The 25,613-nt window shown below is 56.0% G+C and carries 20 protein-coding genes; 12 read left to right on the top strand and 8 right to left on the bottom strand.

Going from position 1 to position 25,613, the window contains the following annotated elements; translation table 11 throughout:
• Positions 1-306 precede the first annotated feature (306 nt).
• From AC3WP4_RS04555 to AC3WP4_RS04585, 7 genes are all read left to right on the top strand, one after another.
• Positions 307-1,908, top strand: a complete 1,602-nt coding sequence (locus AC3WP4_RS04555; protein ID WP_074873745.1) for an ABC transporter substrate-binding protein — start codon at positions 307-309, stop codon at positions 1,906-1,908.
• A 170-nt stretch (positions 1,909-2,078) separates the two neighbouring features.
• Positions 2,079-3,494: an OprD family porin gene (locus AC3WP4_RS04560; RefSeq protein WP_074873744.1), complete on the top strand. Its 1,416-nt coding sequence runs from the start codon at positions 2,079-2,081 to the stop codon at positions 3,492-3,494.
• 80 nt (positions 3,495-3,574) lie between these two features.
• Positions 3,575-5,170 carry an ABC transporter substrate-binding protein gene (locus tag AC3WP4_RS04565; protein WP_074873743.1) on the top strand — a complete coding sequence of 532 codons (1,596 nt, stop codon included), beginning with the start codon at positions 3,575-3,577 and terminating at the stop codon, positions 5,168-5,170.
• 74 nt (positions 5,171-5,244) lie between these two features.
• Entirely contained in the window at positions 5,245-6,255 is a 1,011-nt protein-coding gene (locus AC3WP4_RS04570; protein WP_007900379.1) for an ABC transporter permease subunit, read from the top strand.
• Positions 6,256-6,265: 10 nt separating this feature from the next.
• The gene (locus AC3WP4_RS04575; RefSeq protein ID WP_074873742.1) at positions 6,266-7,177 is read left to right on the top strand and encodes an ABC transporter permease subunit; all 912 of its coding nucleotides are present in this window, start codon (positions 6,266-6,268) and stop codon (positions 7,175-7,177) included.
• A gap of 10 nt (positions 7,178-7,187) precedes the next feature.
• Positions 7,188-8,156, top strand: a complete 969-nt coding sequence (locus AC3WP4_RS04580) for an ABC transporter ATP-binding protein (protein WP_074873741.1) — start codon at positions 7,188-7,190, stop codon at positions 8,154-8,156.
• Positions 8,156-9,136, top strand: coding sequence for a peptide ABC transporter ATP-binding protein (locus AC3WP4_RS04585; protein WP_074873737.1), 981 nt, complete (start codon positions 8,156-8,158; stop codon positions 9,134-9,136). Before AC3WP4_RS04580 ends, AC3WP4_RS04585 begins: the two co-directional genes overlap by 1 nt.
• Positions 9,137-9,246: 110 nt before the next feature.
• Here AC3WP4_RS04585 and AC3WP4_RS04590 read toward each other — a convergent pair whose 3' ends face one another.
• The 6 genes from AC3WP4_RS04590 to AC3WP4_RS04615 form a co-directional block, all read right to left on the bottom strand.
• Positions 9,247-9,492: a hypothetical protein gene (locus AC3WP4_RS04590; protein WP_074873734.1), complete on the bottom strand. Its 246-nt coding sequence runs from the start codon at positions 9,490-9,492 to the stop codon at positions 9,247-9,249.
• Positions 9,493-9,638: 146 nt separating this feature from the next.
• The gene (locus AC3WP4_RS04595; protein WP_102616285.1) at positions 9,639-10,877 is read right to left on the bottom strand and encodes an MFS transporter; all 1,239 of its coding nucleotides are present in this window, start codon (positions 10,875-10,877) and stop codon (positions 9,639-9,641) included.
• Between the two features lie 289 nt (positions 10,878-11,166).
• Positions 11,167-12,402: an MFS transporter gene (locus AC3WP4_RS04600; protein ID WP_074873729.1), complete on the bottom strand. Its 1,236-nt coding sequence runs from the start codon at positions 12,400-12,402 to the stop codon at positions 11,167-11,169.
• Entirely contained in the window at positions 12,395-13,447 is a 1,053-nt protein-coding gene (locus AC3WP4_RS04605; protein ID WP_256581173.1) for a hypothetical protein, read from the bottom strand. The genes AC3WP4_RS04600 and AC3WP4_RS04605 overlap by 8 nt, the downstream gene beginning before the upstream one ends.
• The gene (locus AC3WP4_RS04610) at positions 13,444-14,829 is read right to left on the bottom strand and encodes a DUF6002 family protein (protein ID WP_102616284.1); all 1,386 of its coding nucleotides are present in this window, start codon (positions 14,827-14,829) and stop codon (positions 13,444-13,446) included. The genes AC3WP4_RS04605 and AC3WP4_RS04610 overlap by 4 nt, the downstream gene beginning before the upstream one ends.
• A 371-nt stretch (positions 14,830-15,200) precedes the next feature.
• On the bottom strand, positions 15,201-16,784 hold the full coding sequence (locus AC3WP4_RS04615) for a peptide chain release factor 3 (protein ID WP_074873726.1): 1,584 nt from the start codon (positions 16,782-16,784) through the stop codon (positions 15,201-15,203).
• A 363-nt stretch (positions 16,785-17,147) separates the two neighbouring features.
• Between AC3WP4_RS04615 and AC3WP4_RS04620 the strand changes: the two genes are divergently transcribed.
• The 5 genes from AC3WP4_RS04620 to AC3WP4_RS04640 all read left to right on the top strand — a co-directional run bounded on the left by AC3WP4_RS04620 (position 17,148) and on the right by AC3WP4_RS04640 (position 22,258).
• Positions 17,148-17,864, top strand: coding sequence for an ABC transporter permease (locus AC3WP4_RS04620; RefSeq protein ID WP_074873724.1), 717 nt, complete (start codon positions 17,148-17,150; stop codon positions 17,862-17,864).
• Between the two features lie 20 nt (positions 17,865-17,884).
• Positions 17,885-18,778 carry a glycine betaine ABC transporter substrate-binding protein gene (locus AC3WP4_RS04625; protein ID WP_102616283.1) on the top strand — a complete coding sequence of 298 codons (894 nt, stop codon included), beginning with the start codon at positions 17,885-17,887 and terminating at the stop codon, positions 18,776-18,778.
• A gap of 12 nt (positions 18,779-18,790) precedes the next feature.
• Positions 18,791-19,444, top strand: a complete 654-nt coding sequence (locus AC3WP4_RS04630; protein WP_008148960.1) for an ABC transporter permease — start codon at positions 18,791-18,793, stop codon at positions 19,442-19,444.
• A complete protein-coding gene (locus AC3WP4_RS04635) occupies positions 19,441-20,598 on the top strand; it encodes an osmoprotectant ABC transporter ATP-binding protein OsmV (protein ID WP_074873718.1) in 1,158 nt (385 codons plus the stop codon). The genes AC3WP4_RS04630 and AC3WP4_RS04635 overlap by 4 nt, the downstream gene beginning before the upstream one ends.
• Before the next feature lie 496 nt (positions 20,599-21,094).
• Positions 21,095-22,258 carry a type III PLP-dependent enzyme gene (locus AC3WP4_RS04640; RefSeq protein WP_076028674.1) on the top strand — a complete coding sequence of 388 codons (1,164 nt, stop codon included), beginning with the start codon at positions 21,095-21,097 and terminating at the stop codon, positions 22,256-22,258.
• 50 nt (positions 22,259-22,308) lie between these two features.
• Here the strand turns inward: AC3WP4_RS04640 and AC3WP4_RS04645 are convergent, their stop codons facing one another.
• Together AC3WP4_RS04645 and AC3WP4_RS04650 are read right to left on the bottom strand one after the other, a co-directional pair.
• A complete protein-coding gene (locus AC3WP4_RS04645) occupies positions 22,309-23,208 on the bottom strand; it encodes a hypothetical protein (protein WP_102616282.1) in 900 nt (299 codons plus the stop codon).
• Positions 23,209-23,303: 95 nt separating this feature from the next.
• Entirely contained in the window at positions 23,304-25,562 is a 2,259-nt protein-coding gene (locus AC3WP4_RS04650) for an alpha-xenorhabdolysin family binary toxin subunit A (protein ID WP_102616281.1), read from the bottom strand.
• Between the last annotated feature and the right edge of the window lie 51 nt (positions 25,563-25,613).

Genomic DNA, 25,613 nt, shown 5'->3' on the forward strand with positions numbered 1-25,613 from the left:
ATTTGCAACGGCGACGTTTTTGACGTCGCCGTTGTTTTATCTGCCGAGAAAGTAGGAAACAACCTACATCCAATTCCGCTGAGTATTACAGCAGCGGAGTCGGACGCGTCGCCATTTCCTACGAGTCTTTAGGACTCTACGCATTTACTGCCAGACCCGCGGCTCATACCGTCGGGCTCTGACCAGTTCATGCGTGGCCTCTCGGTTATTGCTGGATGTCATGGCTTGAGATCAGTGATACCTCCACCTCCCTGGACGAGGCGGCGGACCATTGAAAACACTTAGCGAAAGAGAAAAGGGAGCGTCATGCGCCATACCTTGGTTTTATCCGCATTGCTGGGCACCGGCCTGCTGGCCGTCACTTCCATCAGCCAGGCCGCCAATAACAGCCTGGTGTTCTGCTCCGAAGGCAGCCCCGCTGGCTTCGACACTGCGCAGTACACGACCGCGACCGATAACGACGCCGCCGAACCGTTGTACAACCGACTGGCAGAGTTCGAAAAAGGCGCCACCAACGTCGTACCTGGCCTGGCCACCCGCTGGGATATTTCCGAGGACGGCCTCAAGTACACTTTTCACCTGCGCGAAGGGGTGAAGTTTCATACAACCAAATACTTCACGCCGACCCGTGATTTCAACGCCGACGACGTGCTGTTCACGTTCAATCGCATGCTCGATCCGCAGCAACCTTTCCGTAAGGCTTATCCGACCGAGTTCCCGTATTTCAACGGAATGAGCCTGAACAAGAACATCGCCAAGGTCGAGAAGACCGGGCCGCTGACCGTGGTCATGACGCTCAACAGCGTGGACGCCGCGTTCATCCAGAACATCGCCATGAGCTTCGCCGCCATCCTGTCCGCCGAATACGCCGACAAACTGCTGGCCGACGGCAAGCCGAGCGACATCAACCAGAAGCCGATCGGCACCGGGCCGTTCGTGTTCAAGAGCTACCAGAAAGATTCCAACATCCGTTACACCGGCAACAAGCAGTACTGGGACCCGAGTCGGGTCAAACTCGAGAACCTGATTTTCGCCATCAACACCGACGCCTCGGTGCGGGTGCAGAAGCTCAAGGCCAACGAGTGCCAGATCACCCTGCACCCGCGCCCTGCCGACGTGACCGCGCTGAAGAACGACCCGGCACTCAAGCTCATCGAGAAGCCCGGCTTCAACCTCGGTTACATCGCCTACAACGTGCGCCACAAGCCTTTCGACCAGCTCGAAGTGCGCCAGGCGCTGGACATGGCGGTGAACAAGCAAGGGATTCTCAACGCCGTCTATCAAGGTGCCGGTCAACTGGCGGTCAACGCCATGCCACCGACCCAATGGTCCTACGACGAGACCATTAAAGACGCCGCCTACAACCCGGAAAAAGCCAAGGAACTGCTCAAGGCTGCCGGCGTGAAGGAAGGCACGGAAATCACTTTATGGGCGATGCCCGTTCAGCGCCCTTACAACCCGAACGCCAAATTGATGGCCGAAATGCTCCAGGCTGACTGGGCGAAGATCGGACTCAAAGTGAAGATCGTCAGCTACGAATGGGGCGAGTACATCAAGCGCACCAAGAATGGCGAGCACGACGTCAGCCTGATCGGCTGGACCGGTGACAACGGGGACCCGGACAACTGGCTCGGCACGCTTTACAGCTGCGACGCCATTGGCGGCAACAACTACTCCATGTGGTGTGATCCGGCTTACGACAAGCTGATCAAGCAGGCCAAGGTCGTCACCGACCGCGACCAGCGCACCGTGCTCTACAAACAAGCGCAGCAGTACCTCAAGCAGCAGGTGCCGATTACGCCAGTCGCCCACTCGACGGTCAACCAGCCGTTGAGCGCCAAAATCGAAGGATTCAAGGTGAGTCCGTTCGGTCGTAACGTGTTCTCGGGCGTCAGCATAGAAAAGTAACCGATTAGCCAGAAACGCTGGGGGCGGATTCCGCCCTCACGCAAGCGCATTGCCGTAATTCGTCAATTCGGCCTACAGCAAACGTTTGCGATGCCTTGAATGAGTTCCAAACCAAATAGCCGCATCACCAAAAAAAGATCGGCATCAAAAAAAGAAAAGGAGCTTCACCCATGAAACTGAGCAGCACCGCGTTACTGGCCTTGGCCATCAGCAGCGTAACCGCCACGGCGTACGCAGAAACCCAAAGCCAGGCGTTCACCCCGGTTACCGTGAAAGAGAAAAGTGCCCAGAGTGAAGCCACTGGCTTCGTTGAAGGGCAATCGATCACCGGGAGCACGCGTAACTGGTATGCGAACGAGCAACTGAAGCGTGGTAGCAAGTTCAGCTACAACAAAAACGGTGCATTGGTCGACACCGACCGCCGCATCAACTGGGTCCAGGGCACAATCGTCAAGTACAACTCGGGCTTTACACAAGGCACTGTCGGTTTCAACACCGAAGTCGCGGCTTACAATGCCATCGCCCTGGATCGTGATCGCGAAGACTTGGCCTCGCGTTTCGGTGGTGTACCGGGTGACCGTGCAAAGCCTGGCTATAACCGTACTCTGACTAAAGAAGGTGGCGACGCCGTTGGCCAGTGGAGCAAACTGGGCCTGGCCAACGTCAAGGCCCGTTTCTCCAACACCACCCTGACCGCCGGTCGTCAGAACTTCAGCAGCCCGCAAGTGGACGTCATCGGTAACCGTCCACTGCCTTCGAGCTTCCAGGGTGTGTCCCTGCACAGCGAAGAGCTGGAAAACCTGACTTTTGACTTGGCCACCTTCGACCGCAACTCTCCACGAACTGAACAAAGCCAGCGTAAATTTCGCTCCGAATACGCTGACGAAATCATTGAAATCGATCACGTGAACACCGCTGGTATCACTTACCAGCCATTCGCCAGTCTGACCACCAGCCTGTGGGGCACCCAGGCCGAAGACATGTGGAACCAGTACTACTTCGGCGCCAGCCATGTACTGGGCGACAGCTCGGTTCTGAGCCTGACCACTGGCCTGAACTACTACAAGACCGTCGACGAAGGCAAAGCCGTACTGGGCGAGATCGACAACGACACCTACTCCCTGTCGCTCGGCCTGACTCACCAGGCCCACAGCCTGACCTTCTCCTACCAGGAAGTGAACGGTAACGAGTACTTCGACTACCTGCACGAAACCAACGGCATCTACCTGGCCAACTCCCTGCTGTCGGACTTCAACGGCCCGAACGAGAAGTCCTTCCAGATCGCCTACGGCCTGAACATGGCTGAATACGGCGTACCAGGCTTGAAATTCAACATTTACCAGGCTCGCGGCTGGGGCATCGACGGCACTCACAACAAAGGCGGCGCTTACGCCAGCGTGCAGACGATGGATGGCGAACACCATTACGAGTACGGCATCGGTAGTTCGTACGCCATTCAAAGCGGCCCACTCAAGGCCACTACTGTGCGCGCGACCTACACCGCTCACCGCGCCAGCGAAAACCAGTCTGATGGCAGCATCAACGAGTTCCGTCTCGTGACCACCATCCCGTTCAACATTCTGTAAATGCACCTGCCAAACGGCTGATTCAGTGACGAATCGGCCGTTCGGCTTTGTCCTTTTAACCGATTGCAGAGGGTTCTTTGATGAAAATGCTTCCCCTACGTGCGGCCATTGCAGCCGCGTTGCTAAGTGTCGCCGTCGGCGTCTCGGCCAAACCCCTGGTGGTCTGCACCGAAGCCAGTCCGGAAGGCTTCGACATGGTCCAGTACACAACTGCAGTCACCGCCGATGCGGTGGCCGAAACCATCTTCAATCGTCTGGCGGACTTCAAGCCCGGCACCACAGAAGTGATTCCGGCACTGGCCGATTCCTGGGACATCAGTGAAGACGGCCTGACCTACACGTTCCACCTGCGCAAAGGCGTCAAGTTCCACACCACCGACTACTTCAAGCCGACCCGTGACATGAATGCCGACGACGTGGTCTGGAGCTTCCAGCGTCAGCTGGACCCGAATCACCCGTGGCACAAACTGTCGAGCGTGGGCTTCCCGTACTTTGAAAGCATGGGCTTCAAGGAACTGCTCAAAAGTGTCGAGAAGATCGACGACAACACGGTCACCTTCACCCTGACCCGCCGCGAAGCGCCGTTCCTGGCCGACATCGCCATGGCCTTCTCCTCGATCTACTCCGCCGAATACGCCGACCAGTTGCTCAAGGCCAACAAGACCGGCGACCTGAACAACAAGCCTGTCGGCACCGGCCCGTTCGTTTTCCAGCGTTACGCCAAGGACGCTCAAGTCCGCTTCAAGGCCAACGCGGACTACTTCCGTGGCAAGCCACCGGCTGATTCGCTGATCCTGGCCATCGCCACCGACAACAACGTGCGCCTGCAAAAACTGAAAGCCAACGAATGCCAGATTGCGCTGTACCCCAAGCCAGATGACATTCCGAGCATCAAGAAAGACGCCAAACTGAGTGTCGATGAACTGAACGCGATGACCGTCTCGTACATCGCCATGAACACCTCGCACAAATACATGAGCGATGTGCGCGTACGCAAAGCTATCGACATCGCCTTCGACAAGGCCGCCTACGTCAACGCGCTGTTCGGCAAAGGCAATGCGACCGTGGCGGTCAATCCGTACCCGGACACCCTGCTGGGCTACAACCACGACCTGAAGAACCCACCGCGTGATCTGGACAAGGCCCGCGCCTTGCTCAAGGAAGCCGGCGTGCCGGATGGCACTACGTTTACCCTGTTCACCCGTAACGGCGGCGGTCCAACCAACCCGAACCCGATGCTCGGCGCGCAGATGATGCAGGCCGACCTGGCCAAGGTCGGGATCAAGATTGATATTCGCGTCATGGAGTGGGGCGAAATGCTCAAGCGCGCCAAAAATGGCGAACATGACATGGTGTCTGCCGGATGGGCGGGTGATAACGGCGACCCGGATAACTTCCTGACGCCTATGCTCAGTTGCGAGGCCGCCAAAAACGGCGAAAACTACGCACGCTGGTGTAACGAGAAGTTCCAGGCGCTGATCGATGAAGCCAGGGCTAAAGTAAACCCGGCCGAACGCGCAGCGCTCTATGAGCAAGCCCAGGTGATTTTCAATCAGGACCAGCCATGGATCAGCATGGCGCACACCCGTATGTTCACCGCAATGCGTAACAACGTAGAGGGCTATCACATTAGCCCGCTCACCACTAATAACTTCGCCACCACCCAGGTGAAGTAGATAAGAAAACTCCCGGCGCCCCTGATCCCAGGGGCGCCAGGCACGCCTAACCGGCTGATGAGGTACACCACACGATGTTTAGTTTTATTGCCCGCCGACTGGGGTTATTGATCCCCACGTTCTTCGGCATCACCTTGCTGACTTTCGCGTTGATTCGCATGATTCCAGGCGACCCCGTGGAAGTGATGATGGGCGAACGTCGGGTCGACCCCGAAATGCATGCCCAGGCAATGGAACGCCTTGGTCTGAACAAACCGCTGTATGCCCAATACCTGGACTACATCGGCAAGTTGGCCCACGGCGACCTTGGCGAATCCCTGCGTACTCGCGAAAGCGTCTGGACCGAGTTCAGCTCTCTATTCCCCGCGACCCTGGAACTGTCCATGGCCGCGCTGTTGTTCGCCGGCATCCTGGGCCTTCTGGCCGGGGTGATTGCGGCACTCAAGCGAGGATCCCTGTTCGACCATGGGGTGATGGGCATCTCCCTGGCGGGATACTCGATGCCGATCTTCTGGTGGGGCCTGATCCTGATCATGTTCTTCTCGGTGTCCCTGGGCTGGACCCCGGTTTCCGGGCGGATCGACCTGCTCTACGACATCGAGCCGCGCACCGGTTTCATGCTGATCGATACGCTGCTGGCCGATGACGTCGGGGCGTTCTTCGATGCCCTGCATCACCTGATCCTCCCGGCCATCGTGCTCGGCACCATCCCGCTGGCAGTGATCGCGCGGATGACCCGTTCTTCGATGCTCGAAGTGCTGCGTGAAGACTACATCCGTACCGCCCGCGCCAAAGGCCTGTCGCCATCGCGCGTGGTATTCGTTCACGGTTTGCGTAACGCGCTGATTCCGGTGCTGACCGTGGTCGGCCTGCAAGTCGGCACATTGCTGGCCGGTGCGGTCCTGACCGAAACCATTTTCTCCTGGCCCGGCATCGGCAAATGGCTGATCGAAGCCATTGGCGCACGGGACTATCCCGTGGTGCAGAACGGCATCCTGTTAATCGCCTGCCTGGTGATTCTGGTCAACTTCGTGGTGGACATCCTCTACGGCTTTGCCAACCCACGCATCCGTCATCAGCGCTGAGATCAAGACCATGACCACTCTCACAACACCGGTAGCAGTCGATCAAAGCCTGCTGTATCCGTCGCCCTACAAAGAATTCTGGCACGCGTTCTCCAGGAACAAAGGCGCCGTCGCCGGCCTGATGTTCATGCTGCTGGTGATCTTCTGCGCGATCTTCGCGCCGTGGGTTGCACCGCATGACCCGAGCGAGCAATACCGCGACTTCCTGCTGACCCCGCCGTCCTGGCTGGAAGGCGGGCAAATCCAGTTCCTGCTCGGCACCGACGAACTGGGTCGCGACCTGCTGTCGCGGCTGATCAACGGTTCGCGCCTGTCCCTGCTGATCGGCTTGTCGTCGGTGGTGATGTCGCTGATTCCGGGCATCCTCTTGGGTCTGTTCGCCGGGTTCTTCCCGCGCTTGCTCGGCCCGACCATCATGCGTCTGATGGACATCATGCTGGCCCTGCCGTCCCTGCTGCTGGCCGTGGCGATTGTCGCCATCCTCGGCCCTGGCCTGATCAACACCATTATTGCCATCGCCGTGGTTTCGTTGCCGTCCTATGTTCGCTTGACCCGCGCCGCGGTGATGGGCGAATTGAACCGCGACTACGTAACCGCCGCGCGCCTGGCCGGTGCCGGTCTGCCACGCCTGATGTTCGTCACCGTGCTGCCCAACTGCATGGCGCCGCTGATCGTTCAGGCCACCTTGAGTTTCTCCTCAGCGATTCTCGATGCCGCGGCACTGGGTTTCCTCGGCCTTGGCGTTCAACCGCCAACCCCTGAGTGGGGCACCATGCTGGCTTCGGCTCGCGACTATATCGAACGCGCCTGGTGGGTCGTCAGTCTGCCTGGTTTGACCATTTTGCTCAGCGTGCTGGCAATCAACTTGATGGGCGACGGCCTGCGCGATGCGCTGGACCCGAAACTCAAGAACGCCGCCTGAGGAGATTCAAATGTCACTGTTAGAAATCAAGAATCTCAACGTTCGCTTCGGCGACGCCAACGCCGTTCCGGTGGTCGACGGCCTCGACATTACCGTGGACAAGGGCGAAGTGCTGGCCATCGTTGGCGAATCGGGTTCCGGCAAGTCCGTGACCATGATGGCGCTGATGGGCCTGATCGAACATCCGGGGATCGTCACCGCCGACGCCCTGAATTTCGACGGCAAGAACATGCTTAAGCTGAGCAACCGTCAGCGTCGGCAAATCGTCGGCAAAGACCTGGCAATGGTTTTCCAGGACCCGATGACCGCGCTGAATCCGAGCTACACCGTCGGTTTCCAGATCGAAGAAGTGCTGCGCCTGCACCTGAAAATGTCCCGCAAGGACGCCCGCAAGCGCGCCATCGAACTGCTGGAAAAAGTGGAGATCCCGGGCGCCGCCAGCCGTATGGACGCCTACCCGCATCAACTGTCCGGTGGTATGAGCCAACGTGTTGCCATCGCCATGGCGATTGCCGGCGAACCGAAACTGCTGATCGCCGACGAACCGACCACCGCGCTGGACGTAACGATTCAGGCGCAGATCATGGACCTGCTGCTGGCGTTGCAGAAAGAACAGAACATGGGCCTGGTGCTGATCACCCACGACCTCGCGGTCGTGGCCGAAACCGCTCAGCGCGTGTGCGTGATGTACGCCGGCCAAGCGGTCGAAGTGGGTCAGGTGCCTGAGCTGTTCGACATTCCGGCGCACCCGTACAGCGAAGCGCTGCTGAAGGCGATTCCGGAACACAGCCTGGGCGCCACCCGCCTGGCAACGTTGCCGGGCATCGTTCCCGGTCGTTACGACCGCCCGCAAGGTTGCCTGCTGTCGCCTCGTTGCCCGTACGTGCAAGACAACTGCCGCCAGCAACGTCCAACCCTTGACCCGAAAAGCAACAGCCTCGCCCGCTGCTTCTACCCGCTGAATCAGGAGGTGGCGTAATGGCCGTCGTACTTACCGCCCGCGACCTGACCCGTCACTACGAAGTGTCCCGCGGCCTGTTCAAAGGCCATGCAACCGTACGCGCCTTGAACGGTGTGTCGTTTGAGCTGGAAGCCGGCAAGACCCTCGCTGTCGTCGGCGAATCGGGCTGTGGCAAATCCACTCTCGCCCGCGCCCTGACGCTGATCGAAGAGCCATCCTCCGGCTCCTTGAAAATCGCCGGGCAGGAAGTCGCCGGCGCTGACAAGGCTCAACGCAAACAACTGCGCAAAGACGTGCAGATGGTGTTCCAGAGCCCGTACGCGTCGCTGAACCCACGGCAAAAGGTCGGTGACCAACTGGCCGAGCCATTGCTGATCAACACCAACCTGAGCGCCGCCGAACGTCGCGAGAAAGTGCAGGCGATGATGAAGCAGGTGGGCTTGCGACCTGAGCACTACCAGCGTTATCCGCACATGTTCTCCGGCGGTCAGCGCCAGCGGATCGCCCTGGCCCGCGCGATGATGCTGCAACCCAAAGTGCTGGTCGCGGATGAACCGACCTCGGCGCTGGACGTGTCCATTCAGGCACAGGTGCTGAACCTGTTCATGGACTTGCAGCAAGAGTTCAACACCGCCTACGTGTTCATCTCCCACAACCTGGCGGTGGTGCAGCACGTCGCCGATGACGTGATGGTGATGTACCTCGGTCGCCCGGTGGAAATGGGCCCGAAGAACGACATCTACGAGCGTCCTCTGCACCCGTACACCCAGGCGCTGCTGTCGGCCACCCCGACCATTCACCCGGACCCGAACAAGCCGAAAATCAAGATCGTCGGCGAGTTGCCTAATCCGTTGAACCCGCCGTCCGGCTGCGCTTTCCACAAGCGCTGCCCGTACGCGACCGAGCGTTGCAGCACTGAAGAGCCGGCCCTGCGCCTGCTCGATGGCCGCCAGGTGGCTTGCCACTACGCCGAGCAGTTCCTCGACGGCGCGGCATAAAAAACTGTACGAGCGAGCCGGCTCCCACCGGGATAGGTGAGCTGTTCACAAACCCCTTCTTCCTCGGCTGCGCGTCAGTCGGGTAGCAGGGGTTTTCTTTTGTCTGTCACTCAAGCCCCTTCAGCCTCATCGCTGTCCGGCTCGTCAGTGGTCGAATCGTCATCGTCCGCGCTGCCGCCCTGCCCCTGATCCCCCGGCTCGGATTCGGACTTGGCGAGCATCAACTCACCCTGCCCGACCTGCCCACTCGAAGCCTGGGCGTCGTGTTTCTCGCACTCGGCCCAGACCGCCGAACTGCCGAGGGCCAGCATTACCAATACTTTCAACATCAATACAACGCGTAGCAATCTGTTCATAGCCGAATCCATCCATTTACAGGTGAAACCGCGGTGCCTCTCTGGCGCTGAGTCAAATCTAGTTCCGATTGATTCCGTGGACGCTAACTAATGGACGGAATACCCGTTGCCGGGGAGATTGGTTGTGAATAACGCCTATAACCAGATCAGCTAAGTGCAGCAGGCTCGCCGCGTAATGCTGGACGAACCTTTGGCGCCCCTGACAAGCGGGTCGCTTGATAAATCAGCGGTATGGACAGGACCGCCAGAGCCGCACTGGCCAGCCAGACGCTATGCCCACCGAAGTGACCATAGAGCTGCCCTCCAAGCGCAGGCGAAAGCAGTGCACTCGCACTCCAGCACATGAAGAAAAGACCAAAGTAATGCCCGCTTTTCCCTCCTTGCGCATGCTGCATGACCAGCACGTTCAGGGGCGGCATGAAAAGAGCTTCGCCCAGCGTCCAGATCACCGTCGACAGGCAGACATAAAGCACCCCGGAACCCAAGGGCAACATCCCGAGCCCGCAGGCCAATAACAGGCTCCCCGCCACCAGTTGCCGACGTACGCCCCATTGCTCACTCCAATGTGATAACGGTATTTGTAGCAGCACCACCAACATCGCATTGAGTGCAAATTGCCACCCAATGACCTCGGTGCTCAACCGGTAATACTCGAGTAAATAATTGCCCAACATGCTGTAGACCGGGTCAAAGGCCAGGCCAAGCACGACAGCAGCCGCCAACAACCACAGGAACGGTCTGTTTCGATACGGTACGCATGAACCTGAAGCAATTTCAGGCACCTCATCTGGTATTAAGACCGGTCGATGAAACGTCGTCCGGACAAACCACAAAAACGCCACCAGCGTCAGGGCCGCACTGACAAAAAACACCCAGCGAAAGTCAGTCTGCGCCAGGATCCCACCCACCACTCCGGCGACAGCCATCCCCAGGTTTCTGGCAACGCGACTCAATGACTGCGCACGAACACGCTGCGCAACCTGGCAATACTCCATGATCAACCGCTGATGAAGGGTCCGAATCGCCCCATCGAGTACACCGCTGAACAGCAGCAACCCAGCCAGCAAAGGCACGTCAGTAACCAGCCCCAGCAAGACCAACACCCATGCCGAGACAAAAAACAACGCCGCAGTGAGGCGCGCCGTGGAGAAATGATCACTCAGTAGTCCGCCGACCATTGACCCAATCAGCAAACCGGCACCGTACCCGGACAACAACCAGCCAACGGTTTCAATCGCGAGCCCCAGTTCCTGGCGCAGGTACAACGCCATGAACAGCTTGACCATGGTGCTCAAGCGATTGATGAACAACAGCGCCGCCAGCACCCAGGCCATTACGCAGAAATAGCCGTCCAGCCGCAGCAGGTGAGTAAGCCGACTGGTCATTCCATTGATCCCTTGTGCTCCTGCTCGTGGAAAGTGCTGCTTGTGAAGTGTGCCCTGTACGTTAGACGTCAGCGATTTTGTTGTCGCGGGTAAAAGTACCGAGAACAGAAAAACAGAGACAAGCTACGAAATCAGGAAAAAAGACCTACAGAAAAACCTTACTCGACAATCTGGCGCTGAATAAAATCCAGTTCCGATTGATTCGGTTCTCCAGATAGGACGCTAACGAAGGGACGGAATGCTCCTTGGTGGGGAGATGGGTTGTGAACAATGCCTATAACCAGATCAGCTAATTGAAGCAGGCTCGCCGCGCGCTGAGGGAAGAACCCTTCGAGGCCCCGATAAAACGAGTCGCCTGATAAATCAGCGGTAAGGCCAGCAACGCCAGAGCCGCGCTAGCGATCCAGACACTATGCCCGCCAAAATAACCATAGAGCTGGCCTCCAAGCGTCGGCGAAAGCAGCACGCTCGTGCTCCAGCACATGGCAAAAAGCCCAAAGTACTGCCCGCTCTTTCCCGCCTGTGCACGCTGCATGACCAGGACATTGAGGGTCGGCATGAAAAGAATTTCGCCAAGCGTCCAAATCACCGTCGACAGGCAGACAAACAACACTCCGGTCCCCAGAGGCAGCATTCCAAGTCCGCAAGCCAACAAAAGACTGCCAGCCAGCAGTTGCCGTCGAGCCCCCCATCGCTCCCCCCAGTGAGAAAACGGAATTTGCAGCGTCACAACGAGCATCGCATTGAGTGCGAATTGCCACCCGATGAACTCAGTACCCAACCGATAGTAATCAAGTAGATAGTTACCCAACATGCTGTAGACCGGTTCAAAGGCCAGGCCCAGCAGCACAGAAGCCGCCAACAACCAAAGGAAAGGCTTGTCCCGATACGGTGTGCATAATCCCGAAACTGTATCCGTGCCCTCCTCCATCAAAAAAGCTTCGCGATGAAATGTCGACCGTACAAACCAGACCAAGGCCAGCACCGTCATCGCCGCACTGACAAAAAACACCCAGCGAAAATCAGTCTGCGCCAGGACACCACCCGCCACCCCGGCTACCGCCATCCCCAGGTTGCTCGCGACGCGGCTCAACGACTGCGCGCGAGCGCGTTGCTTAACTTCGCAATGCTCCATAAGCAAACGTTGATGAAGCGTACGAATCGCCCCGTCGAGAGCACCACTGAGTAGCAACAATCCGCCAAGCAAAGTCACATCAGTCACCAGCCCCAACAAGACCAGTATCCATGCAGAAACAAAAAACAACGCGGCCGTGAGCCGCGTCGTGGAGAAATGATCACTGAGCAGTCCGCCGACCATTGACCCTATCAGCAAGCCGGCCCCGTAACCGGATAACAACCAGCCAACCGTCTCAATCGAAAACCCCAGTTCCTGACGCAGGTACAGCGCCATGAACAGTTTGACCATGGCACTCAAGCGATTGATAAAGATCAACGTGGCAAGGACCCAGGCCATTGAACAGAAGTATCCAACCAGCCGAGTCATGTGGGTGAACCGACTAATCATGCCATTGGTCCAGATTAAGACTCACATGGCTGTGAATGCCTTTTGAAACGAAAGAAATGTCCGAGCGAATCTTATGATTTGCATCGTAAAAATACTGCGCTTGGAGCCGACCCTCAGCATCCAGACCAATCAGGGGGTTGTTGATCAGGAATTGTCGGGTTGAAGCACAAAGCGTTGGCGTTCGAATCAATATCCGCCATTGGCCAAACGCGTTATCCGGAACAAAGGCCTGAGCCCCAAAGCGTTTTTTGTACTGGAATGTTCCCTTACTCAAAAATGGCTCACAGCCCTGAAAGTCGACAGAATCAATGAAGGGTTGATTGGATGCCCATTCCAGAATCGCGTGATAAACAAAGTTCTGCGCCCCATTTTCCCGGCAAACCGCGGCACCACCCTTTACCCCGATCAACCGTGCATTCAAGGTACGCACCGATTTATCAATCTGGGAAACACTGCCCGCTACCCAATCATCATTCAAATGAACCCGAAACAATACTCCTCGTTTGAACAAATCCAGATAAGCCACATCCTCCGGCACACTCCGAGCAAATGAACCGTAGCGAGCACTCATTGTCGGGATATGCATGGAGCGGTAGAAGGCGAAAAAATCTTCATCTTCAAGCGATACGTCGAAATCAAACCCTTGCCTGACAGCCTGAATACGACGTTTGCTTTCTCGATGGGAGATCTGACTCAGAACATGCTCCCAACCAGCAGAAACGTCGACTTTCTGGTGAATCCGGCTTACGCCCACAATATCGCCCTGCTGCTGGCATAGATGAGCAACCTCTTCGGGAGCCATCAACACGCACATAGTGGTTCGGTTCCTCTTTATGAATATCTCAAGTTGATTCCACTCCAGAGTCCCTTCCCGCTCTACAGAGGAAGACTCGAAAAAACATTGATCCACGAAAGGAGCGATGTAGAGCAGCCCTTCTGCTACTCCGACATAAACAAGACTTGCAGGTCTTCCAGCTCTGGAATGTCCCCTGTAAACACGGAAGTGGCAGAGCGCTTCGCCAGGCATGGAAGGTCTCGCACTCATGACTTAGAGCACCTGCTGAGGATCTCCATCATCTCTTCAGCGCTGCTGATGAATGACAATCCCTCGGCTGGAATCGCTTCGTAGTCCTCCCGACAGTAGGAGCCCGAAGCATGAATGGTGCAACCGTCCATACCCTCTAGTAACTGTCGATCAATCGCATTCATGCAACCTGTCATCGCCATAACCAATGACCACTCTTTCAGGTCCCGTGGATCGGCTGGCAAACTGACTGGCGTATCGGCGAGCAACTGAACGCATTCGCTGTAACGCTGCATGCACTCATAAAGCGAAACGATTATTCCTGTGCCGCCATTGGCCCTGACGTGCCCAGTCATTTCTTCTGCAGTAGGCGGCAAGTGAGTATAAAAAGTGGGCTCTAGAACCTCATCGGGACTCCAGGTCGCAGCAGGAAAATGCGCAGACACTGTCTGCACCCACAACCCGTTTGGAGCTTGGGTATAGCTGGGTGCAGAAGCACCCTCGAAGTTTCCGTCAAGTAAGTGCAGCACCATATCGCTGGTAGCTAGATGTTGAACCAGTAAAAACGAAGGCATGGAAATTGGGGTCCTTTGACGTTTCAATACCTCCACACCTGAGCAATATCCCAAAAGACCGTATGCGCTAGAGACCGCATGCACATGTACGGTCCTGCGATCGGTGTCCCAGGCGTCGCCATATTCACAGTCAAAAAACGCCCGGATCTGGTCAGAAAACCGGTAATTCTCAAGCCGCAGGGAATGCCACAACTTCGAATCACCTAATGGACGGCGATTGAAAAGAGCCTTGAATTGCTGTCCGACAACCTTCACCGCTTCCGGCGACTCGGTATCAAGCACAAATACAGGGTTGAGTGCACGCAACCGAGGGTCGTCATAAAGTTCGGTTCTACGCAATTTCCCGGTCGTCTGGGCAGGCGTCAGCGTGACAATCCGCAATTGCTCGGGATGTGCCAACTTGGTCTTCAATGCACGCAGAACTGCATCACGCAGTGCAATCGCCTTGTTACCGGAGGATGGCGAAAACAACAGGATGCTTTCACCGGTTTCCTGAATATGCCGGATGGCACGTGCAACGATTAGTGTCGAGGCAAAGGTCTTTGTTGTTTGAGTATTTGCGTTCTGCCTCAGGTCGAGCAGACGCAACGGCACATCCCGGTAGCGGCCCATTTCAAAAAACTGCGCTGTGGCGACCGACAGGAAGGCCTGCATACGAGGATCCAGCTCAGGCAACCTCATTGAGGGTTCGAAAGCATCGTCGCTGCTGCTGACTTCGAAGCCGGGAGCACTGGCGACGATCAGATCGTAGTAGCGCTCGATAACCGGAATGGGCTCCTGAGGTCTCCGGGTTACCAGTGCACCTGTACCGCTTTTCATCACATCCATTTGTCCAGCGCTCCTGTTCGTGGATATTCGCTACTTGCGAATGTCTTTCGAACGCTAGACGTCAAGGATGCCCTTGTCTCTGGTCAAAACCTTGAAAACTGAAAAGCAGACCCAAGCTACAAACCTCAGCGAAAACGCTTACAGAAACATCCCACGTGCGTCGTCTCGGGCCGGACCAGAGATAAAAACGGGCCCTCCGTGAGTTTCGGGTGACATCTCTTCGCTGAGTGATGTTTACGCACCGCAAGGAGTTTCACGCCCAGCCAACATCCGTCATCAGTGCCAGATTAATCTGGGGTTCGAGCTCGAAATCGGGGCAATAAAAAACCCCGCAGCTTTCGCAACGGGGTTTTGGATATCACCATCAGCGCTTAGTGATGCTCACGCGTCGCACGGAATTTCACGTCCGGCCAGCGCTCTTCCATCAACGCCAGGTTGACCCGCGTCGGGGCCAGGTAGGTCAGGTGACCGCCGCCGTCGATGGCAAGGTTTTCCACAGCCTTGACGCTGAACTCTTCGAGCTTCTTCTTATCGTCGCAATCGATCCAGCGCGCGGAATACACAGTGATCGGCTCGTAAGAGCACTCGACCTTGTATTCCTCTTTCAAGCGGCTGGCGACCACATCGAACTGCAGCACACCGACGGCGCCGAGGATGATGTCGTTGCTGCGCGTCGGGAAGAACACCTGAGTGGCGCCCTCTTCTGCCAATTGCTGCAGGCCCTGACGCAGTTGCTTGGATTTCAGCGGATCACGCAGACGTACGCGACGGAACAGTTCCGGGGCGAAGTGCGGGATACCGGTGAAGCCCAGGACTTCGCCTTCAGTGAAGGTGTCGCCGATCTGGATGGTGCCGTGGTTGTGCAAACCGATGATGTCGCCGGCGAACGCTTCTTCCAGTTGCTCACGCTCGGAGGAGAAGAAGGTCAGCGCGTCGCCGATCCGCACGTCTTTGCCGGTGCGCACGTGGCGCATCTTCATGCCTTTTTCGTACTTGCCGGAGCAGATCCGCATGAAGGCGATACGGTCGCGGTGTTTCGGGTCCATGTTCGCCTGGATCTTGAACACGAAGCCGGCGAATTTCTCTTCGACTGGCTCAACAGTTCGCTCGTTGGCGACACGGGCCAGCGGTTTCGGCGCCCAGTTGACCACGGCGTCGAGCACGTGATCGACACCGAAGTTGCCCAATGCAGTCCCGAAGAACACCGGGGTCAGTTGGCCGTCGAGGAATTCCTGTTGATTGAATTCGTGGCAGGCGCCCTGCACCAGTTCCAGCTGATCGACGAAGCGATCGTACTCGTCGCCCAAGTGCGCGCGAGCCTCATCGGAGTCGAGCTTTTCGATGATTTTCACATCGGTGCGTTCGTGGCCGTGGCCGGCGGTGTACACGATGATGTAGTCGTCGGCGAGGTGATAGACGCCCTTGAAGTCGCGGTAGCAACCGATCGGCCAGGTGATCGGCGCAGCCTTGATCTTCAGGACCGCTTCGATTTCGTCGAGCAGTTCGATCGGGTCGCGGATGTCACGGTCGAGTTTGTTGATGAAGCTGACGATCGGCGTGTCACGCAGACGGCAGACGTCCATCAGCGCGATGGTGCGTGGCTCTACACCCTTACCGCCATCGAGGACCATCAATGCCGAGTCAACCGCTGTCAGGGTGCGGTAGGTATCTTCGGAGAAGTCTTCGTGGCCCGGGGTGTCGAGCAGGTTGATCATGTGGTCGCGATACGGGAACTGCATGACCGACGTGGTAATGGAAATACCCCGTTGTTTTTCCATTTCCATCCAGTCGGAGGTGGCATGGCGGTCGGATTTTCGAGATTTCACCGTGCCCGCAATCGCAATCGCCTTGCCCATCAGCAAGAGCTTCTCGGTGATGGTGGTTTTACCGGCATCGGGGTGGGAAATAATGGCGAAAGTGCGGCGTTTCGCGACTTCGGCGGCCTGTTTGGTCATGGGAAATCGCCTGGCAGGTGATTCAAAAAAGGGCGGCGAGTATAGCGCAAACCGACCTCTACGGACCACCGTTCGCCCTGTCGTCAATGGCGAGCGATGGGCCGGAAGGGAGATCATGGGTGGCTAATTGCTGCTAAATATGGAACCTTTTAAAAGGTGCAGACGTCCACTCCCCTGTTACGGCACTCGTACCAGGGGCTGAAAAATCAGCAAGTTGGCCTGACGAGGCTGCGCTTATGGCTCGATCTCATGCGGTTTTATCAGCATGAAGAGCTGCTTCTCGCGAACGTTGTTTTCCCGGCAGCCAGGAATGGCATTGCCACACGGGACTGCGTCCGCCGACTGAAAAAAAGGAGTCCGCCTGTGGCTATTCGCTATGGCAAGGGGCTGATAGGAGGTGCGGTTGTCGTCGCCCTCCTGGCCCTGCTGGTCCACTGGATTGGCATCAACACGATCGAACAGTACCGCGACGATTTGTTGTTTTACCTGCAAGCCCATTTGATTCTCGTCCTCGCGTCCATGCTGGCCGCCCTTGTTGTGGGCATACCCGCTGGCATCTTCCTCAGCCGCCCGACCATGGTGGGCCGCGCTGAACGCTTCATGCAGATCTTCAACATCGGCAACACCGTGCCGCCTCTCGCCGTACTGGCCATCGCCCTGGGCATTCTCGGCATCGGCAGCGGCCCTGCGATTTTCGCCCTGTTCCTCGCCTCGCTGTTGCCGATTGTGCGCAACACCTATGAAGGCTTGAAAAACGTTCAGGGTTCGCTCAAGGAAGCAGCCGTCGGTATCGGCATGACACCGACTCAGGTGCTATGGCGGGTCGAACTGCCGAACGCCGTGCCGATCATCATCGGTGGCGTGCGTGTGGCGCTGGCGATCAACGTCGGTACCGCACCGCTGGCGTTCCTGATTGGCGCCAACAGTCTGGGCAGCCTGATTTTCCCTGGCATCGCCCTGAATAATCAGCCGCAACTGCTGCTCGGCGCGGCCTGCACCGCCCTGCTGGCCTTGCTGCTCGACGGCCTGGTGACACTCGCCAGCCGCCTCTGGCTCGAACGCGGCTTGCGCCCGTCTTAAGCCTCGGCAAAGGAATCCACATGAAAAAAACAAGCTTAATACTAGGCTGCGTCCTGCTGTTCGCAGGGTTTGCCCAAGCCGCTGAAAAACCGGTGATCCGCATCGGCGCCCGGGTGTTCACCGAACAAACCCTGCTGGCGGAAATCACCTCCCAGTACCTGCGCACCAAGGGTTACGACACCCAGGTGACCGGCGGTCTGGGCAGCAACCTGGCCCGCAGCGCCCACGAAAGTGGTCAGCTGGATCTGATGTGGGAATACACCGGCGTGTCGCTGGTGGCTTACAACCATGTCACCGACAAGCTCGACAGCGCTCAGTCCTACGCCCGGGTGAAAGAACTCGACGCGAAAAAAGGCCTGGTCTGGCTCACCCCGTCGAAGTTCAGCAACACCTACGCCCTGGCCCTGCCAGAAAACACCGCGAAGGCGTATCCGCAGATCAACACCATCAGCGAGCTGAACACAGTGCTGCAGGCTGAGGCGAAGACCAACCACCTCGTCGCCCTGGACACCGAGTTCGCCAACCGTTCCGACGGTCTGGACGGCATGGTCGACCTCTACAGCATGAACCTGACCCGCAAAAACATCCGGCAGATGGACGCCGGGCTGGTCTACACCGCCCTGCGCAACGGTCAGGTGTTTGCCGGTCTGGTCTACACCACGGACGGTCGCTTGAACGCCTTCAAGCTGAAACTGCTGGAAGACGACAAGCATTACTTCCCGGACTACACCGCTGCGCCGGTGGTACGCCAGGTCTACCTCGACGCCCATCCGAAACTCGCCGAAGAGCTCAAGCCGCTGGCCGAACTGTTCGACGACGCCACCATGCGTCAGCTCAACGCGCGGGTCGATGTCGATCACGAAAGCCCTTCATCCGTTGCTGCAGATTTCCTGCGCCAACATCCGCTCAACTAAGGAGGAAAAGACATGGAATTTCTGAACGCCTTTTCCCATCTCGACTGGCCGTTGGTCCTGCAATTGACCGGGCAGCACATCACCCTCGTCGGCATCGCCGTGACCCTCGCGATTCTGGTCGGCGTGCCGCTCGGCATCCTGATGACGCGCTTCCCGACCCTCGCCGGCCCCTTGCAGGCCAGCGCCACGGTGCTGCTGACGGTTCCGTCGATTGCCCTGTTCGGCCTGTTGCTGCCGTTCTACTCCAAATTCGGTCAGGGCCTGGGCCCGATGCCGGCGATCACCGCAGTATTTTTGTACTCGCTGCTGCCGATCATGCGTAACACCTACCTCGCCCTGACCGGCGTCGACCCCGGCATTCGCGAAGCCGCCCGCGGCATCGGCATGACCTTCGGCCAGCGCCTGCGCATGGTCGAACTGCCGATTGCGGTGCCGGTGATCCTCGCCGGTGTGCGCACCGCCGTGGTCATGAACATCGGTGTGATGACCATCGCCGCGACCATCGGAGCCGGCGGCCTCGGTGTACTTATCCTCGCATCAATCAGCCGCAGTGACATGTCGATGCTGATCGTCGGCGCCGTGCTGGTCAGTCTCCTGGCCATCTTCGCCGACCTGCTTCTGCAATGGCTGCAACGCACGCTGACTCCAAAAGGACTGCTCAAATGATCGAACTTCAAAACCTCAGCAAGACCTTCCAAAGCAACGGCAAAGATGTGAAAGCCGTGGACTCGGTAAGCCTGATCGTCAATGAAGGCGAAATCTGTGTGTTCCTCGGGCCATCGGGCTGCGGCAAAAGCACCACGCTGAAGATGATCAACCGCCTGATCAAGCCGACCTCCGGCAAGATCCTGATCAATGGCGAAGACACCACTGACCTCGACGCGGTGACCCTGCGTCGCAACATCGGTTATGTGATCCAGCAGATCGGTCTGTTTCCGAACATGACCATCGAGGAAAACATCACCATCGTTCCGCGCCTGCTGGGCTGGGACAAACAGAAATGCCACGACCGCGCCCGCGAGTTGATGAGCATGATCAAGCTGGAACCCAAGCAGTACCTGAATCGCTACCCGCGTGAATTGTCCGGTGGCCAGCAGCAGCGGATCGGCGTGATTCGTGCCTTGGCAGCGGATGCGCCGCTGTTGTTGATGGACGAACCGTTCGGCGCGGTCGACCCGATCAACCGCGAGATGATCCAGAACGAATTCTTCGAAATGCAGCGTGCGCTGAACAAGACCGTGATCATGGTCAGCCACGACATCGATGAAGCGATCAAGCTGGGCGACAAGATCGCAATCTTCCGCGCCGGCAAACTGCTGCAAATCGATCACCCGGATACGCTGCTGGCGCATCCTGCTGATGACTTTGTCAGTAACTTCGTCGGCCAGGACAGCACCCTCAAGCGCCTGTTGCTGGTGAAAGCCGAAGACGCCGCGGACAACGCGCCGTCGGTGAGCCCGGAAACGCCGGTGGCTGAAGCCCTGGAGCTGATGGACGAACTTGACCGTCGTTACGTGGTAGTCACCGATAGTGGGAACAAGGCGCTGGGTTATGTACGACGTCGCGACCTGCACCGTCAGACCGGTACTTGCGCGCAGTACTTGCGCGAATTCAACGCCACCGCCGCGTTCGACGAACATTTGCGCATCCTGCTGTCGCGCATGTACGAGTTCAACCGCTCGTGGTTGCCGGTGATGGATGCCGAGCGGGTGTTCCTCGGGGAAGTGACTCAGGAATCGATTGCCGAGTACTTGAGCTCCGGTAAATCCCGTGGCGGCAAGACCAGCATTGTTTCGCCGGCCGAGGCGGCTGTCGCCTGATCTGACCCTGTGGCGAGGGGGCTTGCCCCCGTTGGGCCGCGAAGCGGCCCTGAAACCAGAGAACGTAATTGTTCTGATATACCGAGTACTTTGGTTCAACGACTGCTGCGCAGCCGAACGGGGGCAAGCCCCCTCGCCACAAAGGCAATGTAAATCCCTCCAAAATTCCTCATTCAGGGAACATCACACTGTCATGCAGGTCGGTTACATCAGTAGCTGTGCGGGACCGCACGACGGAAGCGTGCAAAAACGCGACATTTTTTGTTGATCTCAAGCCCCTCACGCCCTAAAGTTCGCGCCGAACGTCCATGCTGGAAACGATCCATCCGGCTCAAGTACTGACGACGAGACAGCAAGGCCAAGGGAAAGCACCGCTTCCCATGGCCTTTTTGCTTTCGGCGACATGCCTTGGGAAGTAGGCGAACCAAAGTGGGGATACGGAGGACGTTCATTTGCGCCCATTTATTTTTTTGTTTGCCCTGTAGGAGTCCCAAGCATGTCGATCAACGTCGAAGACTATTTCGCGCGCGATACCTTCAACAAAATGAAGGCCTTTGCCGACAAACAAGAAACCCCATTCGTGGTGATCGACACCGCGATGATCAGCCAGGCCTATGACGACCTGCGTGCCGGTTTCGAATTCGCCAAGGTCTATTACGCGGTGAAGGCCAACCCGGCCGTCGAAATCATCGACCTGCTCAAAGAAAAAGGCTCGAACTTCGACATCGCTTCGATCTACGAGCTCGACAAAGTGATGAACCAGGGCGTCGGCCCGGATCGCATCAGCTACGGCAACACCATCAAGAAATCCAAAGACATCCGCTACTTCTACGAGAAGGGCGTGCGTCTGTATGCCACCGACTCCGAAGCCGACCTGCGCAACATCGCCAAGGCTGCACCGGGTTCGAAAGTCTACGTGCGCATCCTCACCGAAGGCTCGACCACCGCTGACTGGCCTCTGTCGCGCAAATTCGGCTGCCAGACCGACATGGCCATGGACCTGCTGATCCTCGCTCGTGACCTGGGCCTGGTGCCTTACGGCATCTCGTTCCACGTCGGCTCGCAACAGCGCGACATCAGCGTCTGGGACGCCGCGATCGCCAAGGTCAAAGTGATCTTCGAGCGTTTGAAAGAAGAAGACGGTATCGTCCTCAAGCTGATCAACATGGGTGGTGGCTTCCCGGCCAACTACATCACCCGCACCAACAGCCTGGAAACCTACGCTGAAGAAATCATCCGCTTCCTCAAGGAAGACTTCGGTGACGACCTGCCGGAAATCATTCTGGAACCGGGCCGTTCGTTGATTGCCAACGCCGGCATCCTGGTCAGTGAAGTGGTGCTGGTCGCCCGTAAATCCCGTACCGCCGTTGAGCGATGGGTGTACACGGATGTGGGCAAATTCTCCGGCCTGATCGAAACCATGGACGAAGCCATCAAGTTCCCGATCTGGACCGAAAAGAAAGGCGAGATGGAAGAAGTAGTCATCGCCGGCCCGACCTGCGACAGCGCCGACATCATGTACGAGAACTATAAGTACGGCTTGCCGCTGAACCTGGCGATTGGTGATCGTTTGTACTGGTTGTCGACGGGTGCGTACACCACCAGTTATAGCGCAGTTGAATTCAATGGCTTCCCGCCGCTGAAGTCGTTTTACGTGTAAGCGCCTGACGAAAAAAAAGAATGCCCATGCTTCAACAGCATGGGCATTTTTTATGGGTTGAGTTTACCGGAAATCAGTATTAAATCTTCAGACATGTCTCTGACTTCAGAGAGACCTACTTCGGCAATACTGAATAACCCGTGACAGCGATCCACTGAGGAGCGAGGATGATTCGCTTGTAACTGACGTCGTGCGTGCTCAATCAACTGTACAAGTCGATAGCAAAAGTCGTTCAGATTGTCCACAGCGCTGGCAGTATTCCTTCTCATGCTCCGCAAGTTACTCAGATGAGTCCGAGCATATTCCACACGCTGCTCATGGGAGTAACTTCCCCCAGGATTGTATTGCATACCTGGCAAGCCGATTCGCCCCAAAGTGTAGTACGCTTCTATTTTGGAAACAGGCCCATCACAACTACACAAATCAATACTCAAGGATTCAATAAATCGGACAAAAATGCTGTGCAATGTTCCGCCGACTGTATTCACAGCCTGTTTGAATTGGGCTATTCCAGCCGCACATTGAGAAAGCCGTCGGTCCAACTCTCGCAGCAAACTAATCACATCGACTGCCGGAACGTTACTCCACGAAAGAGACTTGAAAATACTGAAGCGTGCGGGATCAATACCGCTAACCAACGCCCGTCCATTTATCAGTTTGGTCGTGTCTCGAAACTCGTCGATAAATCCCTGTGCATCCGCCAAAGCCTTGGCACACGATTGACCCAAAGAAGGAACGGCCACCTTTAAAGATTGCCATGCCAAATCGTTAGTCCTAGCCGCTTGCGCAAGCATGACGGCATTTGGCGGTGTAATCATACGGTGCCCTTGCCGCTGGAATGACTCGGAAAAACGCTGAATCTCCGTCAGTGTTACCGGCAGACTGCTTAAGAAATTGATATAGCTCTTCAATGCTATGAAGTTTTTCTCGTCTAACAAATAACCGTGCATTTGCAAGCACCTTAGTAATTTCAATGATACCGACGGAGTTGTCCACCGGCATCATTAATTCACACAAATAGAATCTAGATCTGTTCGGGTAAAAATTATTTGAGGGGAATAGATAACGGCTTGAGAAACTCAATAAACTTATCGGCTTCTGCAAAAAACGTATCAACTGGCACTACTGTAGACCCATGCCCAATGCTAGAACCAAACAGTGCAAAAGCATCGACAGCCGGCTCGTAGTGAGTCCTGTAAACGACGCAGTGCCCATCGATGTTATGGATCGCACCAATAAGCTTGATTTTACCCTCACACTGTGTGACCAGTTTTACTTGCTCTGCAATGGAAGCCCGCAAGACATCGATTTTCTCGCGTAACAACTTACTTTGCGCCAGCAGAAACAAAAAGGAAACATCCTTCACAATACCCTCAATTGTTTTCTTCAGTTGATCGATTGCCATCATGACGAGCTCAATTTCTGGCATGGTCATGTTGATAGACTTAAGTTTATCGATTGTCAAATTAACATCATTGCCAATAAGCTCAATGCCTTTACTTTCGATCAGCTTGACAGCTTTATCTACGCCGTTTTGAATCTCCTGCAACTCGCTCATCTGCAACATGAAGTCAGATTCCCGAGCCTTGGCATATTCGATATCTGCTTCGAGCTTTATGCTAAACCCAGTTGTTTGCGTCTTGTCAAAGAAAACATTGATATTATTTAGAGAACGCTGAATATCATACTGTGCGCTTTTTACCTGATCTGCAGTATCTGTCAGTAGTTTCATACGGTTAGCATTGATAGATTCAATGGCATCTTCATTCCCGCGAGCGGTTTCCCTCGCAAGCATTTTATCGAGCAAGACCATTTCATCAAAAGTGTCGTTGAGCCGGCGCAAGGCTGAATCAGAAGAACCTTGCAACTCCCGAGAAGCATTGAACACGTCGTCCACTCGCCGAGCGAATTGGTCAACGAGATCAGGGAGATAGTCAAATTGCTCGGACAACGTAACCGCAAGAGCGCTGCCCGCTCGCATCAGCTTTCTGGCGGATGACATCGCGCCAAGATCCAACGACGGATAGATTGAAAAAACCATGCTCCGCGTTGCCATACGCGAGCTTACGGCTTCGCCTTGATACTCCCTGTCTGCTTCCGAAAAGACTCGGGCCAATTCACCGGCACGCTCTTCAATTTTTACCCACGATGCAACGACTAGCTGAAACTTAACCATGAATTCATACAACTTCAGCGCATCAGTGATGGCTCCTACATTAGAAGCAGATTTTTTGACATAGTCAGCAATTACATTCCAGTTGTAACGTAAGTTATTCGTCGCCACCTCAGCATCGAGAGCTGCCACTTTGCAGTTCTGCAAATCATGCTCGACTCGCTTCAACGATCCAAGGGTTACGTTTTTGCTATTCAGGGTCTGAATATCCTGCTCCTGAAGTTTATTCAGTCGATTTCTTTCCGCTCGGATATTTTCGGCCTCTACGCCCAGATAGATTGCCATCCCGAGACCAAAAATATTCATCGCCGCAGCAGACCCGAGCGACTTCTCCACTAACGCCTTGTACTCGAGATTCATTCGCTCGATATCGGCTGCACGGTCAGTGATTCGCTTGTTAAGCGCATCAATCTCCCCAGGGTATTTATTGTTATTTATAAACTCTAGACGACGGCCGATTGCCGGGATCACTTTGTTTTCGAGAGTATTGCCGAAGGTATCAAGTTTCGTTTTTATCTCGCTGGTTCTCTCCAGATATTGACCAATATCATCAGTAATGGTGTGAAGTACAGACTGAAGATTAAGCACAGTATCAGGGTCCAACTTAATACCAGGAAACACCCCTTCCCATTCATATTCGACTTGCTTTAGATCTTCATACGTCTTGATCTTATACTTCTTTATCAGATCGGTGGCTTCGTCGCTGTCATAGAAGCGCTCCATCTGACGACCCCAGATACGCATCACAGCACCAAACATTTCAAGATCGGTAGAAGTCATCATAATTTTCTCACGTAGATCGCTCCATGTTTCTGCGTGATCACGAATCATCTGAAAAGTGCTTAAAAAATCATTAGGCCTTAGACCTGTACCACCATCTTCTCCAACCCCATAGCGTAGGTAATCAGTAACAGTGGGGAGCGTAGTTGGAAAACTAAACGCGATTGATACGTATTTTTTTATACTGATGATTTCGTTTTTTGTCAGCACAAGACCGGTACTGCGCACTACGCTATCCGAGCCTGCAATCGAAGACACTAGCAACAGCCTCGGAACTTCAGCCGCAAATTCTGCCAACTGTTCATAACTCGCACCCACCAGTGCCTCTTCCCACAACTTTCCATTATTCATAATTCATTCCATTGAGTAGTATTTCGCACCCAGCTTCATTGCCGAGACGGG

This window comes from Pseudomonas sp. FW305-20, from assembly GCF_058788075.1.

Excerpts from the sequence above, each read along its gene's own strand:
- AC3WP4_RS04615 (WP_074873726.1), bottom strand. The coding sequence starts at position 16,784 with ATGACCAAACAGGCCGCCGAAGTCGCGAAACGCCGCACTTTCGCCATT.
- AC3WP4_RS04565 (WP_074873743.1), top strand. The coding sequence starts at position 3,575 with ATGAAAATGCTTCCCCTACGTGCGGCCATTGCAGCCGCGTTGCTAAGT.
- AC3WP4_RS04640 (WP_076028674.1), top strand. The coding sequence starts at position 21,095 with ATGTCGATCAACGTCGAAGACTATTTCGCGCGCGATACCTTCAACAAA.
- AC3WP4_RS04650 (WP_102616281.1), bottom strand. The coding sequence starts at position 25,562 with ATGAATAATGGAAAGTTGTGGGAAGAGGCACTGGTGGGTGCGAGTTAT.
- AC3WP4_RS04625 (WP_102616283.1), top strand. The coding sequence starts at position 17,885 with ATGAAAAAAACAAGCTTAATACTAGGCTGCGTCCTGCTGTTCGCAGGG.
- AC3WP4_RS04610 (WP_102616284.1), bottom strand. The coding sequence starts at position 14,829 with ATGGATGTGATGAAAAGCGGTACAGGTGCACTGGTAACCCGGAGACCT.
- AC3WP4_RS04585 (WP_074873737.1), top strand. The coding sequence starts at position 8,156 with ATGGCCGTCGTACTTACCGCCCGCGACCTGACCCGTCACTACGAAGTG.
- AC3WP4_RS04555 (WP_074873745.1), top strand. The coding sequence starts at position 307 with ATGCGCCATACCTTGGTTTTATCCGCATTGCTGGGCACCGGCCTGCTG.
- AC3WP4_RS04595 (WP_102616285.1), bottom strand. The coding sequence starts at position 10,877 with ATGACCAGTCGGCTTACTCACCTGCTGCGGCTGGACGGCTATTTCTGC.
- AC3WP4_RS04645 (WP_102616282.1), bottom strand. The coding sequence starts at position 23,208 with ATGCACGGTTATTTGTTAGACGAGAAAAACTTCATAGCATTGAAGAGC.
- AC3WP4_RS04560 (WP_074873744.1), top strand. The coding sequence starts at position 2,079 with ATGAAACTGAGCAGCACCGCGTTACTGGCCTTGGCCATCAGCAGCGTA.
- AC3WP4_RS04570 (WP_007900379.1), top strand. The coding sequence starts at position 5,245 with ATGTTTAGTTTTATTGCCCGCCGACTGGGGTTATTGATCCCCACGTTC.
- AC3WP4_RS04605 (WP_256581173.1), bottom strand. The coding sequence starts at position 13,447 with ATGAGTGCGAGACCTTCCATGCCTGGCGAAGCGCTCTGCCACTTCCGT.
- AC3WP4_RS04635 (WP_074873718.1), top strand. The coding sequence starts at position 19,441 with ATGATCGAACTTCAAAACCTCAGCAAGACCTTCCAAAGCAACGGCAAA.
- AC3WP4_RS04575 (WP_074873742.1), top strand. The coding sequence starts at position 6,266 with ATGACCACTCTCACAACACCGGTAGCAGTCGATCAAAGCCTGCTGTAT.
- AC3WP4_RS04600 (WP_074873729.1), bottom strand. The coding sequence starts at position 12,402 with ATGATTAGTCGGTTCACCCACATGACTCGGCTGGTTGGATACTTCTGT.
- AC3WP4_RS04590 (WP_074873734.1), bottom strand. The coding sequence starts at position 9,492 with ATGAACAGATTGCTACGCGTTGTATTGATGTTGAAAGTATTGGTAATG.
- AC3WP4_RS04630 (WP_008148960.1), top strand. The coding sequence starts at position 18,791 with ATGGAATTTCTGAACGCCTTTTCCCATCTCGACTGGCCGTTGGTCCTG.
- AC3WP4_RS04580 (WP_074873741.1), top strand. The coding sequence starts at position 7,188 with ATGTCACTGTTAGAAATCAAGAATCTCAACGTTCGCTTCGGCGACGCC.